This is a genomic window from Priestia sp. 3CA3 (assembly GCF_056836725.1).
This window is the reverse complement of sequence record NZ_JBXENJ010000022.1, coordinates 1-14,182: the sequence shown is the minus strand read 5'-3', so window position 1 is coordinate 14,182 and position 14,182 is coordinate 1. Positions and strand designations below refer to the sequence as shown.

Annotated in this window: 12 protein-coding genes and 1 other annotated feature; of the genes, 3 read left to right on the top strand and 9 right to left on the bottom strand. The window is 38.8% G+C overall.

Going from position 1 to position 14,182, the window contains the following annotated elements:
* Window positions 1–92: 92 nt before the first annotated feature.
* Entirely contained in the window at window positions 93–2,135 is a 2,043-nt protein-coding gene (locus AC1VNJ_RS25955; RefSeq protein ID WP_482641541.1) for a catalase, read from the top strand.
* A 43-nt stretch (window positions 2,136–2,178) separates the two neighbouring features.
* Here AC1VNJ_RS25955 and AC1VNJ_RS25950 read toward each other — a convergent pair whose 3' ends face one another.
* Window positions 2,179–2,676, bottom strand: a complete 498-nt coding sequence (locus AC1VNJ_RS25950; RefSeq protein ID WP_482641540.1) for a GNAT family N-acetyltransferase — start codon at window positions 2,674–2,676, stop codon at window positions 2,179–2,181.
* A 200-nt stretch (window positions 2,677–2,876) separates the two neighbouring features.
* Between AC1VNJ_RS25950 and AC1VNJ_RS25945 the strand changes: the two genes are divergently transcribed.
* The gene (locus tag AC1VNJ_RS25945) at window positions 2,877–3,458 is read left to right on the top strand and encodes a YitT family protein (protein ID WP_033579900.1); all 582 of its coding nucleotides are present in this window, start codon (window positions 2,877–2,879) and stop codon (window positions 3,456–3,458) included.
* Between the two features lie 37 nt (window positions 3,459–3,495).
* Here AC1VNJ_RS25945 and AC1VNJ_RS25940 read toward each other — a convergent pair whose 3' ends face one another.
* The 7 genes from AC1VNJ_RS25940 to AC1VNJ_RS25910 all read right to left on the bottom strand — a co-directional run bounded on the left by AC1VNJ_RS25940 (window position 3,496) and on the right by AC1VNJ_RS25910 (window position 10,825).
* Entirely contained in the window at window positions 3,496–4,464 is a 969-nt protein-coding gene (locus AC1VNJ_RS25940; protein WP_482641539.1) for an LCP family protein, read from the bottom strand.
* A gap of 87 nt (window positions 4,465–4,551) precedes the next feature.
* On the bottom strand, window positions 4,552–6,474 hold the full coding sequence (gene ltaS / locus AC1VNJ_RS25935; protein ID WP_028415048.1) for a lipoteichoic acid synthase: 1,923 nt from the start codon (window positions 6,472–6,474) through the stop codon (window positions 4,552–4,554).
* Between the two features lie 396 nt (window positions 6,475–6,870).
* Window positions 6,871–7,230, bottom strand: coding sequence for a cupin domain-containing protein (locus AC1VNJ_RS25930; RefSeq protein WP_049166039.1), 360 nt, complete (start codon window positions 7,228–7,230; stop codon window positions 6,871–6,873).
* Window positions 7,231–7,269: 39 nt separating this feature from the next.
* Window positions 7,270–8,181 (bottom strand): DMT family transporter, encoded by a 912-nt coding sequence (locus AC1VNJ_RS25925; RefSeq protein WP_482641538.1) that lies wholly within the window; start codon window positions 8,179–8,181, stop codon window positions 7,270–7,272.
* 151 nt (window positions 8,182–8,332) lie between these two features.
* The gene (locus tag AC1VNJ_RS25920; RefSeq protein ID WP_033579898.1) at window positions 8,333–9,460 is read right to left on the bottom strand and encodes an NADH-dependent flavin oxidoreductase; all 1,128 of its coding nucleotides are present in this window, start codon (window positions 9,458–9,460) and stop codon (window positions 8,333–8,335) included.
* A 194-nt stretch (window positions 9,461–9,654) separates the two neighbouring features.
* Window positions 9,655–9,840: a Fur-regulated basic protein FbpA gene (locus AC1VNJ_RS25915; protein ID WP_033580328.1), complete on the bottom strand. Its 186-nt coding sequence runs from the start codon at window positions 9,838–9,840 to the stop codon at window positions 9,655–9,657.
* A 109-nt stretch (window positions 9,841–9,949) separates the two neighbouring features.
* Entirely contained in the window at window positions 9,950–10,825 is an 876-nt protein-coding gene (locus AC1VNJ_RS25910; protein ID WP_482641548.1) for a DUF4405 domain-containing protein, read from the bottom strand.
* Between the two features lie 246 nt (window positions 10,826–11,071).
* Window positions 11,072–11,303, top strand: a binding site (T-box leader).
* Window positions 11,304–11,370: 67 nt separating this feature from the next.
* Here AC1VNJ_RS25910 and AC1VNJ_RS25905 point away from each other — a divergent pair.
* Window positions 11,371–12,741, top strand: coding sequence for an amino acid permease (locus AC1VNJ_RS25905; RefSeq protein WP_482641537.1), 1,371 nt, complete (start codon window positions 11,371–11,373; stop codon window positions 12,739–12,741).
* 42 nt (window positions 12,742–12,783) lie between these two features.
* Here AC1VNJ_RS25905 and AC1VNJ_RS25900 read toward each other — a convergent pair whose 3' ends face one another.
* Window positions 12,784–14,010, bottom strand: a complete 1,227-nt coding sequence (locus tag AC1VNJ_RS25900) for a DUF819 family protein (RefSeq protein ID WP_176343495.1) — start codon at window positions 14,008–14,010, stop codon at window positions 12,784–12,786.
* Window positions 14,011–14,182: the final 172 nt, after the last annotated feature.

Below are 14,182 nucleotides of genomic sequence, written 5' to 3'. Positions count from 1 at the left end.
GAAAAAATTCCAACATTTCTGTTTGCTTCAACTTTTGATAGGGTACACATTTTGTAATGATTATTAATTAAAGATCAAGGAGGAAGACAGGTATGACAAAAAAGCACCCTGTAAATGAAAAAAGCAAGCAAGAACAGCTCGAGCAGTTTAAAACAGATGATCGAAACCAAGCGCTCACAACCAATCAAGGGTTAAAGCTTTCCGAAGATGAATTTTCTTTAAAAGCAGGCGAACGCGGTCCAACCCTTATGGAAGACTTTCATTTCCGTGAAAAAATGACGCATTTTGACCATGAGCGCATTCCTGAACGCATCGTTCATGCACGCGGCTTCGCTGCTCACGGAGAATTTGAACTGTATGACTCTCTCAGTGAATATACAAAAGCTAAATTTTTACAGGATCCGTCTGTAAAAACACCTGTATTTGTCCGTTTCTCTACTGTAGCAGGTTCTAAAGGTTCAGCTGAAACGGTGCGCGACGCCCGTGGTTTTGCAACAAAATTTTATACAGAAGAAGGAAACTATGACTTAGTTGGAAATAACATTCCCGTGTTCTTTATCCAAGATGCGATCAAATTCCCAGATTTAATTCACGCTGTTAAGCCTGAGCCACACAACGAAATGCCGCAGGCGGCTTCAGCACATGATACGTTTTGGGATTTTGTCGCCAATAACCAAGAGTCTGCTCACATGGTCATGTGGTCAATGTCAGACCGTGCAATTCCACGCAGTTTGCGTATGATGGAAGGCTTCGGCGTACATACTTTTCGCTTAGTTAATGCAGAAGGAAAAGCTCATTTTGTCAAATTTCACTGGAAGCCTGTGCTCGGAACGCATTCCCTTGTTTGGGACGAGGCTCAAACAATCTCTGGGAAAGACCCGGATTTTCATCGCCGCGATTTATGGGAATCGATTGAAAACGGAGACTATCCCGAATATGAGCTAGGCATTCAAATCATAGATGAGGAAGATGAATTTAAATTCGACTTTGACATTCTCGATCCAACTAAGCTTTGGCCTGAAGAAGACATTCCCGTCAAACTAGTTGGAAAAATGACCTTAAATCGAAATGTAGACAACGTATTTGCCGAAACGGAACAAGTCGCATTCCATCCGGGGCATGTGGTACCGGGAATTGATTTTTCCAATGACCCTCTCTTACAAGGAAGATTGTTTTCATACACAGATACCCAGCTTATTCGTCTTGGCGGTCCGAATTTTCACGAACTTCCAATCAACCGCCCAGTCTGCCCATTTCATAACAATCAACGAGACGGTTACGGACGTCAAACGATTAACAAAGGACCTGTCAGCTATCACAGAAACTCTCTTGCAGCCAATACCCCGGCTCCTGTACCAGAGTCAGAGGGCGGTTATGCTCACTATCAAGAAAAAGTGGAAGGAAGAAAAGTTCGAAGCCGAAGCGAAAGTTTTAAAGACCACTTTTCACAGGCAACGCTATTTTGGAATAGCATGAGCGACACTGAAAAAGAGCATATTATCAGTGCTTTTAGCTTTGAGCTTGGAAAAGTGAAAAGCAAGTCTGTTCAGCAGCAGGTTGTTGATATGTTTGCCAACGTCAGTACAGTGCTAGCTAAACAAGTAGCACAAGCGATTGGTGCAACGCCTCCATCAGGAGAAGACGCGCCAGTGACCAAGTCATCTCCGGCTCTTAGTCAGGAACAAACGATTAAAAAGCCGAATACGCGTAAAGTAGCTGTCATTGTAGCGAATGACTTTAGCAGTGACCTACCACAAGTGTTAAACAGTTTAAAACAACAGGGCATTCAGCCTGAAATTGTAAGCACAACCCTCCAAAACGTAAAAGGAACAGACGGGTCAGAACTTGAAGTACAGCACACGTTCTTAACAAGTGATTCTGTTTTATTCGATGCGGTTTATGTTGTCGGAAGTTCGTCGGCTGATGAAAAGTTTCATAAAGAAGCACTGACGTTTGCTCAAGAAGCATTCGAGCATTTTAAACCAATTGGCGCGACGGCTGAAGGTGTTAAGTGGCTAAAAGCTGCTGGCTTAGATAGTAGTCCCGGTGTCGTAACTGGAGAAACTACACGCTTTACAGATGAATTTATTGAAGCTATTTCAGCTCACCGCCACTGGAATCGTCACGTTATATAAATACAAAAGCCTTTGAAATCAATGATTTCAAAGGCTTTTTTGATTAAACGGATTTTCTAAATGCCATAACGTGCAAATCTTTTACCGGATAAAAATCGTTATCAGGAAAGCGAACGTAACCTCTTTTAGTGTACAGCTTAATGGCATGTTCCATTGAATGATCTGTATGTAAACCTAAATAAGAACACCCTAGCTCTCGAGATTTTTTTTCACACGCTTCAAGAAGCGCATTGGCGACTCCTTTTCGGCGATGAGATGGAGCAACTGCCAGCAGACGAATTTCAGCCCATGGAAATGGTTTTAACAATCCTCCGTATACGTCCGTATTCGGCGGATAAAACAAAACGCTTCCTGCCATTTCTCCATCGATTTCAGCTACCATGCACTCAAATTTCTTTTCTTCACTCAGGGTATGTAAAATTCCCTTTCGATATCTTTTCCAGTGTGCTTCTGATTTTACAGCTGCATATTGCTCATAAGCAGCAAGCGTCACTGTTTCAATGGATAATGTTTCTTCTTCTCTAGCTTTTCGAACGATCAATTTCTTCTCCTCCATTTACCTTCTTCGTTAGTTCTTATTGTCTATGGTGAACCATGTTTATGCAACACATTTGCATCTTAAAACAGCTTCCTTTGCATATATTTAATCCGTGCATTATCGTTTCTGAAGCAGTCTTTGTGCTGAAACTCTGCTTGTCTTCATATACATATAAAGAGATTCATAGACAAGGATGAGACAGCATGTACAAAAAATTAATTGCAATTGGAATTGGCAGTGTGTTTGTTAGTATTGGAATTAACGTTTTTATTCTTCCGCTTCAGCTTGTAACAGGAGGCATTACGGGAATTAGCTTAATCATTAATTATTTACTTGGCTATAAAGTAGGCGTGATGATTTTTTGCTTAAACTTGCCGATTTACCTTCTCGCTCTAGGTTTTAACCGCTCTTATTTTTTAAATGCTATCTATGGCATGGTTCTCTCAGCCGTTATGATTGATTTGCTGTTTCCGCTTCACGGAATTTTTCACCTTCCCATTATCTTAAGCGCTTGCCTTGGAGGCATTTTTAACGGAATCGGAACTGGCATCATGCTCCGGCAGCACGCAAGTCAAGGCGGGGTCGACTTATTTTCTCTGATACTTGCGAAATGGTTATCGTTAAACCCTGGCATCATCATTTTAGTGATTGACGCATCTATTATTATTTCAGGTATTTTACTGCTTCAAAACGATACAGCTATTTATTCATTATTTATTGTTGTATGCTCTGGTATAGTGACTAGTTTAATTACGTCATTCAAACGCATCATCGTCTATGTATAAAGAAAAAGCCTCGAGACATGCGTCTCGAGGCTTTTCTTTATTTGTCATTTAAGAATTCTTGCAGCGCTTCTTTATTTTTATCTAAATTAATATCAAGCACCATACCAACGCCGCTATACGTTTTGTTTTCAAATGATCCGTCTAAAGGCAGTCGCAGGCTTTGAACGTCTTTCATGTTTCCTGTTACCACATCTTTAGCTAGAAGCATCATGCTTTTTGTATCTAAATTTGTATCGATGTAAGGATCCATTACGCCGAGAAGCTTCGGTATTTTAAACACGCTGTTTAGGCTTGCTACTTCATCTTTGAGCTTTAAAACGACTTCTTGCTGACGCTGAACGCGTCCAAAATCACTCATGTTATCATGGCGAAAACGTACGTAGCCAAGCAGCTGTTCACCGTGTAAAACTTGGGTACCTTTGTGAAGCGTCATACCAATTCCCGAAGACATATCGTGAGGCACGGTTACTTCAATGCCATCAGGCGCAATCGTATCTACAATTTTTGAAAATCCTTCGAAGTCCACAACTGCATAATAGTTAATATCAATATCAAAATTTTGTTTGATCGTTTGACGCAGCAGCTCAGGACCTCCGAACGCGTAAGCAGCATTCAGCTTTTGCTTGCCGTGTCCTGGAATATCCACGTACATATCCCTCATAAGAGAAACAATTTTCGGGTGTTTGCTTTTAGAATCGTAGTGAGCAATTAAAATAGAGTCTGTACGAGAATGCTTTTCCCCGCGCGAGTCACTTCCTAACAGCAGCATATTTACTTCTCTGTTATTCGGGAGACTGCCTTGAAACTGTTCAAATGTCGTGCCGTCATCCGTAAATTTACCATCGCTTGCTATCGATAGCCCTTGCTTATATTGGAAATAGCTGTATATGCCCCCAACGATAATAAAAAGGAACAACAAAGCAAAGAACACTCTGCCCCATCGAACTCTTCTTCTTCTTTTGCGTCTTGTTCGCTCCAAGTTTCTGTCACCAGCTTTCTTTTTCAATGAAGTTCTCATAAAACAAGCAAGTAGCTAAGCTTTTAAAAAGCTCCTCTACTTGCTTGTTTGGATTGTATGGTGTGAAAGCTTACATTATTTTTCTGTTTCTTGGTCTTTTCCATACATGTATTTTGATGGATCGACCGGTTTAAAGTCATCTAATTTATTAAATCGTAATAAATCACCGTATAACACTTTATCAGAAAGTTCTAGCTCTCTTCCAACTTTCTTTTTATAAGCTTTCGCTTCATCTGTTGCTGTGATTCTTTCTCCTGTGTTTGTATCGTAATACTTGCCGTCAATTGACGTGTATTTCGGAGAAACATAATCACCGTTTCTAAATGCTACTACCTGATCATGGTCTTTTGATAATAAATCTGTACCGAATTGAACATACTCTTTACTATCAATTCCCACTAGGTGAAGAAGCGTAGGCACTACGTCAATTTCACCGCCGTACGTATGGTTCACTCCCCCTTTTACACCTGGTACGTGAAGGAAGAACGGTACGCGTTGAAGCTGAGCGTTTTTATATGGCGTGATTTTCTCGCCAAGAACTTTTTCCATTGCTTTGTTATGATTTTCAGAAATACCGTAGTGGTCACCGTAAATCATAATAACTGAGTTGTCATATAAACCTGAAGCTTTTAGCTCTGTAAAGAATTCTTGCAGTGATTCATCCAAATAACGAGCCGTTTGGAAATAACGGTCTACCGTTCCATCTCCTGTGTTCGCCGGTTCAATGCTAGCATCACCTTTATCAAGAACGAATGGGAAATGGTTTGTTAATGTAATCATATGCGCATAGAACGGCTGCTTCAATGACTGCAGCATTGGCATAGATTCTTTGAAGAATGGCTTATCTTTTAATCCATAGTTTACTTTGTTATCACCAGTCATATTGTAATAACTTGCATCAAAGAATTTATCCACACCGAACTGTTTGTAAATTTCATTACGGTTCCAGAACGTTTTATAATCTCCGTGTAACACAGCACTTGTATAGCCGCCCTCTTGATCTAAGATCGCTGGTGCTGCTTGGTACGTGTTGCGGCCTTTTAAGCTAAATGCTGATCCTTGAGGCAAGCCATATAATGACGTATCCATCATAAGCTCTGCATCAGCTGTTTTACCTTGTCCTGTTTGATGGAAGAAGTTATCAAAATACATAAATTCATTTCCATTTGCTAATGAATTTAAAAACGGCGTTACTTCTTGTCCGTTTAACTTGTAATTAATTAGGAATGACTGAAATGATTCTAGATGAATTTTAATAATATTTTTTCCTTTTGCTTTACCCGCATACTCAATATTCGGAGCTGCATAGTGACTTGTACTGAAGTTTTTCACTGTTGTTAAGTCATCACTGCTTGCGAATGCTCGTTGCTTTGAGTTTTGAAACGTTTGAACTGCATCATACACCGTGTAGTTGTATGCTCCTAAATATTTCACTAGGTAGTTGCGATCAAATGTTCTTGTTAATAATTCAGGGCGATCTTTTTCAGCATAGTGCAAGTTAATTGCAAATGCGACAGCTCCTGCCGCTAACACCATGAACGTATAGCGGAATTTAAGACGTGCTTTTGGCCATTCGATTTTTCTAACAAACAATAGCGCAATCAGTAAAATGATATCTACAAAGTAAAAAATATCGTGAGCTTTTACTAAATCAGCGATACTGCCTCCTAAATGACCCACATTGCTTGTTTGCGTTAAAGTAGGCAATGTCACAAAGTCATTGAAGAATCGATAATATAAAATATTGCTGTACAAAATGACCGTCATGATTGTACTAAGGATAAGCGTCCAAACGATGGCTCTTTTTCCTTTTGCAAACAATGCTAACCCTAAAAAGATCAAAGTTGAACTAATTGGATTAATAAACAATAACGTTTTTTGCATTGAGTCACTTATATCTAAGTTGAACTCCACTTTGTAAGACATGTAAGACTTGATCCACATGAATAAAACCGCTATAAAAAAGTAAAACAACGGCTTTGAAAATAGTTTTTTCATTTTCAAATTCCTTTCACTAAAAAGTAGAGATTTCATGTTCAGCTAACCTCAGGAAAGTCCCCTACATTAAATCGTAACGGTTACGTCCTGCAAAAGATTACCTGAAAATGATTCAATTTGTCAAACAATATCATCTTCATCTCTTTTTTTAGTCATCTACAAAATTTACATTTTAACTTGTAATCTCTTATTTTTCATCGTGATGTTAATATTACACAATTGTTAATTTGTAAATTTTGTTCTCCCTATATTGCATACATATTAATTTACCACATTTCTGCTCTGCAATAAAAGTATTTTTATTTTATTAGGCATAATATTTCACTTGCTGAATGAAAAGGTACTATTGTACTGGACGGTATTCTTGGCTTACTGTTAGGACTAGTAAAAATAGACCTATCTATGCTTATTATCTTCATCAACAGCTATGCGGTCTCCTTGTGCAAAAGGCTGTGAAATCACAAGAAACTCAATCTCCTCACTCGAACGATTCATCATTTGATGAAGAATCGAAGGAAATACTTCTACTCCTTCGTGTGCTTTTACATCGTAAATAACTCCGTCTATTTCTAGAGCAGCTGTTCCTTTTAGTACAAAGAAAAATTGATGTGCTTTCAAGTGATAATGCCTTACCTCTTCCGTATAAGGGGGCATGCGCTCATGAATAATACTTACGTCTTTATTTTTCACTAGGTGCCACCCATCGCATTTTCCTCCCCACACGTAGTGTTCTGCGTTTTGCTTACTAACTTTCATGACTAGCTCCCCTTTTTCTAATAAATGAACACCTGCAGATTACATAGAAATTCTATGTGATCTTTTTAATCTTGCTATTGGAAATATTTTTTCAGATGAAGGTTTTGGCTTCAAAGTAAAAAGCATTCCTAAAAAGATCAAAACAATGCCTGCAAGCTGCAAAAGCGTAGGGCGAAATCCCGTGAATGCTGTATCTAATAAAATGGCAACGGCTGGATCTAAAAACACCAGAACCGAAATCACCTGAGTTTTTAAATAGCGCAGGCTGTCGAAAAACAAATAATACACTAAACCAGTATGTACAAAGCCTGTTACTAAAATAGATGTCCAGTTGGCCGTTGTTAGGAAATGAAAATCAGTAAAATGAACAAACGGCAATAATAGAAAAATTCCTAAAAAAGTCTGAAGAAATGTAACAGCATAAGCACTCGTATGAATAATGCCTTTACCAAGCAGCGTCGTGCATGCATAAAACAAAGCGGCTAAAAGCGCCCAGAGTATTCCTGAAGACATGAAGCCGTCAATCGTAAGTTGCTCCACTCCAATAATTAGAAGTGTTCCTCCAAAACAAATGAAGATAGACATCACGCCAAGAACCGTTAATTTCTCCTTAAACATAAAGCTCCCCAGAAGCAATACTAAAACGGGTGCAAGATGATAAATAGAAATAGCAACCGTAACGGACATCATTTCAAATGCTTTAAATAGAAACACCCAGTTAAACACAAGAAATATCCCACACAGTAAAATCTGCTTTATTTCTTTAGCATTCCATTTTTCCCTTTTATATTCACCCGTTACGAACCAGCACATTCCGAGAAAAAGTGTTGCACAAATACAGCGAACGAATACTAAGTCAAAAGAAGGCAGTCCAGTTTGTGTGGAGAAAAAGCCAATTGAACCAAAAATACTCATTGAAATCATCATTTTCACCATTGGCCCTGCTTTCATTCTCTCACCTCACTTTCAGAAAACTATTACTATTCAAACACAAAGAAGCCCATTTGTAAATTAATGGTTCAAAAGCGCTATTCCATGAAAAAGCAAAAAGCGCAAAGACATGGGATCAGTCCCATCGTCTTTGCGCTTTTCTGCCTTTCTTTTAATCTTCAACCGGGAACCAGCCTGGTGTGTTAATAACGGCTTGCCACAGCGGGTCAGGAATCACAAGCTTTTCCTGATCTTTTTTGCTTAATGTTGTCACAATTTCATTTTCACGGCCTTCTTTTACTTTTTGAACCCAGTCTGGATCCATAATTAATTCGCGGCCAATCGCAAGCAGTGGAATGCCCGTTTCAAGAGCGGCTGCTGCTTCGTCTGCTGTATGAATAGAACCTACGCCCATTACAGGTACGCGGCTTCCTACTCGCTCTTGAATAATTTCAATACGTGAACGAGTATCTTCCACGCCTCGGCGCGGTTTTGACCAGAATTCCATTAGCGATACGTGAAGGTAATCAAGGTCTTTTTCTGCTAGTGCATCGACTAACTTCAACGTATCAGCCATTGTAATTCCTGGCGTTTCAGGCTCTTCTGGCGAGAAGCGATAGCCTACTAAAAATGATTCTTTTGCATGCTTAGAAACGGCTTGCTTTACTTCGTCTACGATTGCAAGCGGGAATGTTAAGCGTTTTTCTACGCTGCCGCCCCATTTATCTTCGCGGCGATTAGAATGCGGAGAAAAGAACTGCTGAATTAAATAGTTATTTGCTCCGTGAATTTCAACTCCGTCAAATCCTGCTTCAATGGCACGGCGCGTCATTTCACCAAAATCGTGAATAATGCCTTCAATTTCTTCATTTGTTAACTCTCGAGGTACCGGAGCTCCTTCTTGTTCTGCAGCAACAGCACTTGCGCTAACAACCTCTCCATTTGGAACAAGCTCAGGCGGACACATGCGGCCTCCGTGAAAAATTTGAAGAACTGCTTTTGCTCCTTGATCTTTAATGGCTGTTGCTAATCGACGCAGGCTAGGAATCATTTCATCGCTGTCTGCAGCAAACTCTCCGTGAAATCCTTTTCCGTTCGCCGTTCCGTATGTACATGCTGTAATGACCATGCTAACACCTTTTGAACGTCGTACGTAGTAGTCTACTTCTGCATTTGATACTGTCCCATCTTCATTTGATGAAAAATTTGTCATAGGAGCAAGAATAACGCGGTTATCTAATTTGATGCCATTTGAAAAAGTAAATGGCTGTAAAAGCGGCTCATACTTTTTATTTGTCATTTTATTTCCCTCCAAAAATGATACGGTCAAAAATAGTGGCATATTATAGGTAGAGACTGTTTTCCTTCCTATAATATGTGTCATTTAAAACTGTAACTTTAAAATATACTGTGATTTTAATCTGTACAGTTTTACCTGTCAAAGAATAAGACTTTCTAACACAAAAAAGCACTCATATACTGAGTGCTTTTTTATCATTGCGAAAGAGGTTCCTGATTATACATAAATGATTTTACTTTTACATATTGAGCTTCTAACTCTTGAAGTGTCAGTTCGTATAGATGCCGATTTCCTTTTTTATAAATACCAAAATTCAATAGCGCATTAATAAACCAATTTTTCTTATGTTCCGTTTCAGGCTGTGTATGTTGTTTCACGATTTCCACCACCTAAGGTTCTCTCATTTTAATTTTGCAAAGCATTCGCTTTTACATAAATGATTTTACTTCTATACGATGAAAAAACGGTGAAATAGAAAGCTTTTTCATTTTAAATTTCCGCAGCAGGACCCGTTATTTTTTTACGTTTCTTCACACTTGCTAATATTTTTTCAATATAATAAATAACAATAATAAAAACTGACATAATAGCAAAATAAGTACCGATTACAACAAAAGGATTTGGACTTTCAAAACCGCTTTCTTTTCCTTTCATTCCTCTTTCCGGACCTCCGCCATCGTGATCAAAGTTTGGACGTTCGTGACCAGAAGATGCCGTCGCAGAAGATTTGTTCTCGCTAAATGAATGGCGATCAAAATCCGGCTTCCCACCGCCTTTTTGCGGCATATCTGAGGAACTTACATTCAGTACTCTCGCTACTCCTCCAAGTTTTCCAAGAAAACCCGTTTCGTTTATTTCGTATATGCCAATGACTAACAGCGCAGCGGTTGTGAGCTTAGCTGCTATGCTCAAGCTTTTCTTTGACTTTTTGAATTTCGTCATATTTTTACATGCATTTATAACCCATTGCCAATGAAGACCTATGTGAGCGGCTACTAAAATTAACACTAAAAATGATACGGAAATATGCGAAACCTTAAACCACTGTTCGTTCCCAACATTAATATTTGGAAATACTACTCTTGAAATAAAAATACCGCTAATCATAATAAATGACATCGTAATCAACAGCATGATATTTAAAAAGTAACCGAACTTTGTTCTGCGCGGAAGCCTGCGGTCAAATAACTGAACCGTAACTTTCTTTACCCACTGCCAGTTTAGCAGCACGTGGGTAAAAAAGGCGACGGCAATCGCCAACCCCGCAATTTCATGAAATGTTAACCCTCCCAATACTTGCTTGTTAAAAAACAAAACAAACGTAACGGCCATTAAAAGATCCAGTCCAAACCGGACGTACATCATCTTTTTCACTCTATTCATTCTCCTCACCTATGTATTTGTCAAAACAACTCCTTTTTCATATTTCTTAATGTAAGCAGATTTGGTGAAAATTAGGTGAAACGACTGATTTTTTTACCAAAATAACCAGTCCTGAGTTCTATAAAAATAGAGTAGAATCATTTTTATTTTTTCAAAAATAGCTGTTGACAAAGAAAAAAGAAGCACGTATAGTAATGGTTATTCATCAAGAACTTTCAGATTTTAATCAAAAACACAGCGATTGGGAGTAGTAGAAGCTTATTATTCGGTCAAGAGAGCTACGGGTTGGTGTAACGTAGTCCAATAATACTTTGAACTCGCCCAGGAGTGGTAATTCAGAAAGAATGCAGAAGTGTTCTCTAAGTTTTAACGTCTAACCTTCGTTATCAGGTTTTAAGCAGGGTTCTTTAAGAGCCAACAAGAGTGGTACCGCGGTTAGCTAAAGCTTATCGTCTCTTCTCTCATTTGATAATGAGGTAGGAGACGATAAGCTTTTTTTATTTTATAAAAAAGTGGAGGGAAAAGTCATGAAGAAGGACAACCAAGGTTTGCAGCGAACAATGACTTCACGTCACATTATGATGATGGCGCTAGGTGGAGCAATTGGCGCTGGTTTATTTAAAGGAAGCAGCTCGGCTATTGATATGGCAGGACCATCAGTTATTATTGCCTATTTAATTGGCGGAATTATTTTACTATTCATCATGCAAGGTCTTGCTGAAATGGCGGTTCGAAATAGTGAAGCACGAACGTTTCGTGATTTAGTTCAGTCGATTTTAGGAAGCTATCCCGCTTACTTTTTGGACTGGATTTACTGGAAAATGTGGGTGTTAAACATTGCAGCTGAAGCCGTTGTAGCCGCTATTTTTATTCAGTACTGGCTTCCTGATTACCCAATTTGGATGCTTGCTTTAGGCGTATCCGTTATTGTTACAGCCATTAACTTGCTTTCAGTTAAAGCATTTGCTGAAACGGAATACTGGTTAGCTTTAATTAAAATCACGGTCATTGTGATCTTTATTATCGCTGGACTTTTATTATTGTTTGTATCATTCGGTCATCATACCGCAGCGGGTTTTTCAAATTTAAGCGATCACGGCGGTTTTTTCCCAAAGGGACCAACCGGGCTAATTACGGCGATGTTAGTTGTCATCTACTCATACGGTGGAACTGAAATCATCGGAGTAACGCTAGCTGAAACAAAAAACCCTGAAAAAGTAGTACCTAAGGCTGTGCGCAGTACATTAACGCGTATCATTGCTTTTTATCTGTTCCCGTTTTTTATCATCGTGAGCTTGATTCCTTGGAATGAAGTGAACGGCGTTTCTCAAAGTCCTTTTGTAATGGTATTTAAAATGATTGGCATTCCCGGAGCAGATCATATTATGAATGCCGTGATCTTGTTAGCCGTTATTTCTTCTATGAACTCAGGACTTTACGGTTCATCACGTATTTTGTATACGCAAGCAGTAGACGGTCGAGTGCCGAAGATATTTTCGAAACTTTCTGTTAACAAAGTTCCTGTCTATGCAATTTTAATGTGTACATCATCCCTTTATGTCGGCGTATTGATTTCCTTATTTGCAGGAAGTAAGACATTTGATTATTTGATGGGATCTTTAGGGTATACCGTGTTGTTTATTTGGTTGATTATTGCGATTGCACACTTAAAGTCCCGCAAAGTTCAGTCAGAAGCATCGAGCAGCTACTCTGTTAAATGGTTTCCTTATACAACGTGGGCTGCCCTTATTGCACTAAGCGCTATTTTAATTGGTGTTATCTGCACAACATCCGTTGTTATTACGACTATTACACTAGCTATCTATTTATTTATTACAGCTACGTATATCTTTAAAGGTCGCTTTTATCAATCTTTAGCAGTCAAGCACGCTAAATAAAAAAACGCCTCCTTTGAGTCATCAGAGGAGGCGTTTTTTTATTTAAAATGTTAAGTACCAATAGCCAAGTGCAAAGCCGATATAGTTACCAATAATATAGCCAAGCGTTCCTACTACCAAGATAGGACCAACCAAACTTCCCCATCCTTTAGCAATCGCCATCGCGCTTGCTGTCGTAGGTCCCCCTACCGTTGCATTGCTCGCCAGTAAAATATGTTCTAAATCAATTTTAAATACTTTTCCTAAAAGCAGCCCCACTATTAAATTACTCAGTCCCACAATGAGCACAAATAGAATCAAAAGAGGTGCTTTTTCAACAATTAATGGAATGGACGCCGGCACTCCAATGACAACAAAGAAAATATAAATGAAGTACGTGCCGATTTCTTGGCTTCCGCTAATGTTTTTAAAATAAGAAGGAAACAGATAAATGACAAGAAACGTAAGTGTGGAAAGCAATAAGTATTTTTCGCTCAAAATAGTATGTAGTAACGTTTGAACTACGGAAACATTTGGACCGGCTGGAATGATTGTTCCAAACCATTCGGCTAATTTAAACGATACAACCACTAGAAAAAATGATGTACCAATTGAAGCCGCCACGTCTTTTAACGAAATTTCTTTTTTTGCCCAATATTTTTCTGCAAGCGTATGACGATCATTTTCTCCATATTGCCCGGCCTCTACTTCTTGAATATGAGGCGTCTTAAAATGTTTCCTAAAAAACTTCATAGAAGGAACAAACATATACACGGCAAACAGTAAAGCCATGACCATATTATCAGCAACCACCGTCGCGGAAACCATTTGACTTGATGGTTCAAATTTGGCCGTAACGGTAGCAAAGTTAACCCCTCCGCCTACATAAGAAGCGCCGATAGCAGCTGCAATTTTTGCTAGTTCAGGAATATAATCTTTTAACAACAAGAAGCCTGCCGTGCTCCCTATAACCGTTCCTACTGCACAGATTAAGAAAATAAAAAGCAGTTTCCGGCTTTCTTGAAATAATTCTTTCATATTGACTTGAAATAACAATAATGGAATGGCAAGCGGTACTAGATACGCCCAAACAGCATCATAAACCGGAGACTCTGTTGGAATGATTTTTAAATTTGATAGGATAAGAGCTCCTGCTAGCGCAATAATAGCTCCTGACAGAAAAGAAGCCCACTTATACTTTTGTTCGAGAAAAATACTAACAGAAGCCCAAATCGCTAGAATTCCCCATAGTGCCCACGTATCATCAGCTTGAATAATAGTAAAAATCACGAGCTACTCCTTTCTTTCTCTTTTTAAGAAATAGAATTTTCAGAAAATATACCTTTAAATTTTATCAATATATGCCAGATTCCGTCAATCCATAAAAAAAAGCTTTCCACTCTAAAAGGGACTGACCCCCTAGAGTGAGACAAATAAAAAACACCTTTAAGTTAAAAAACGT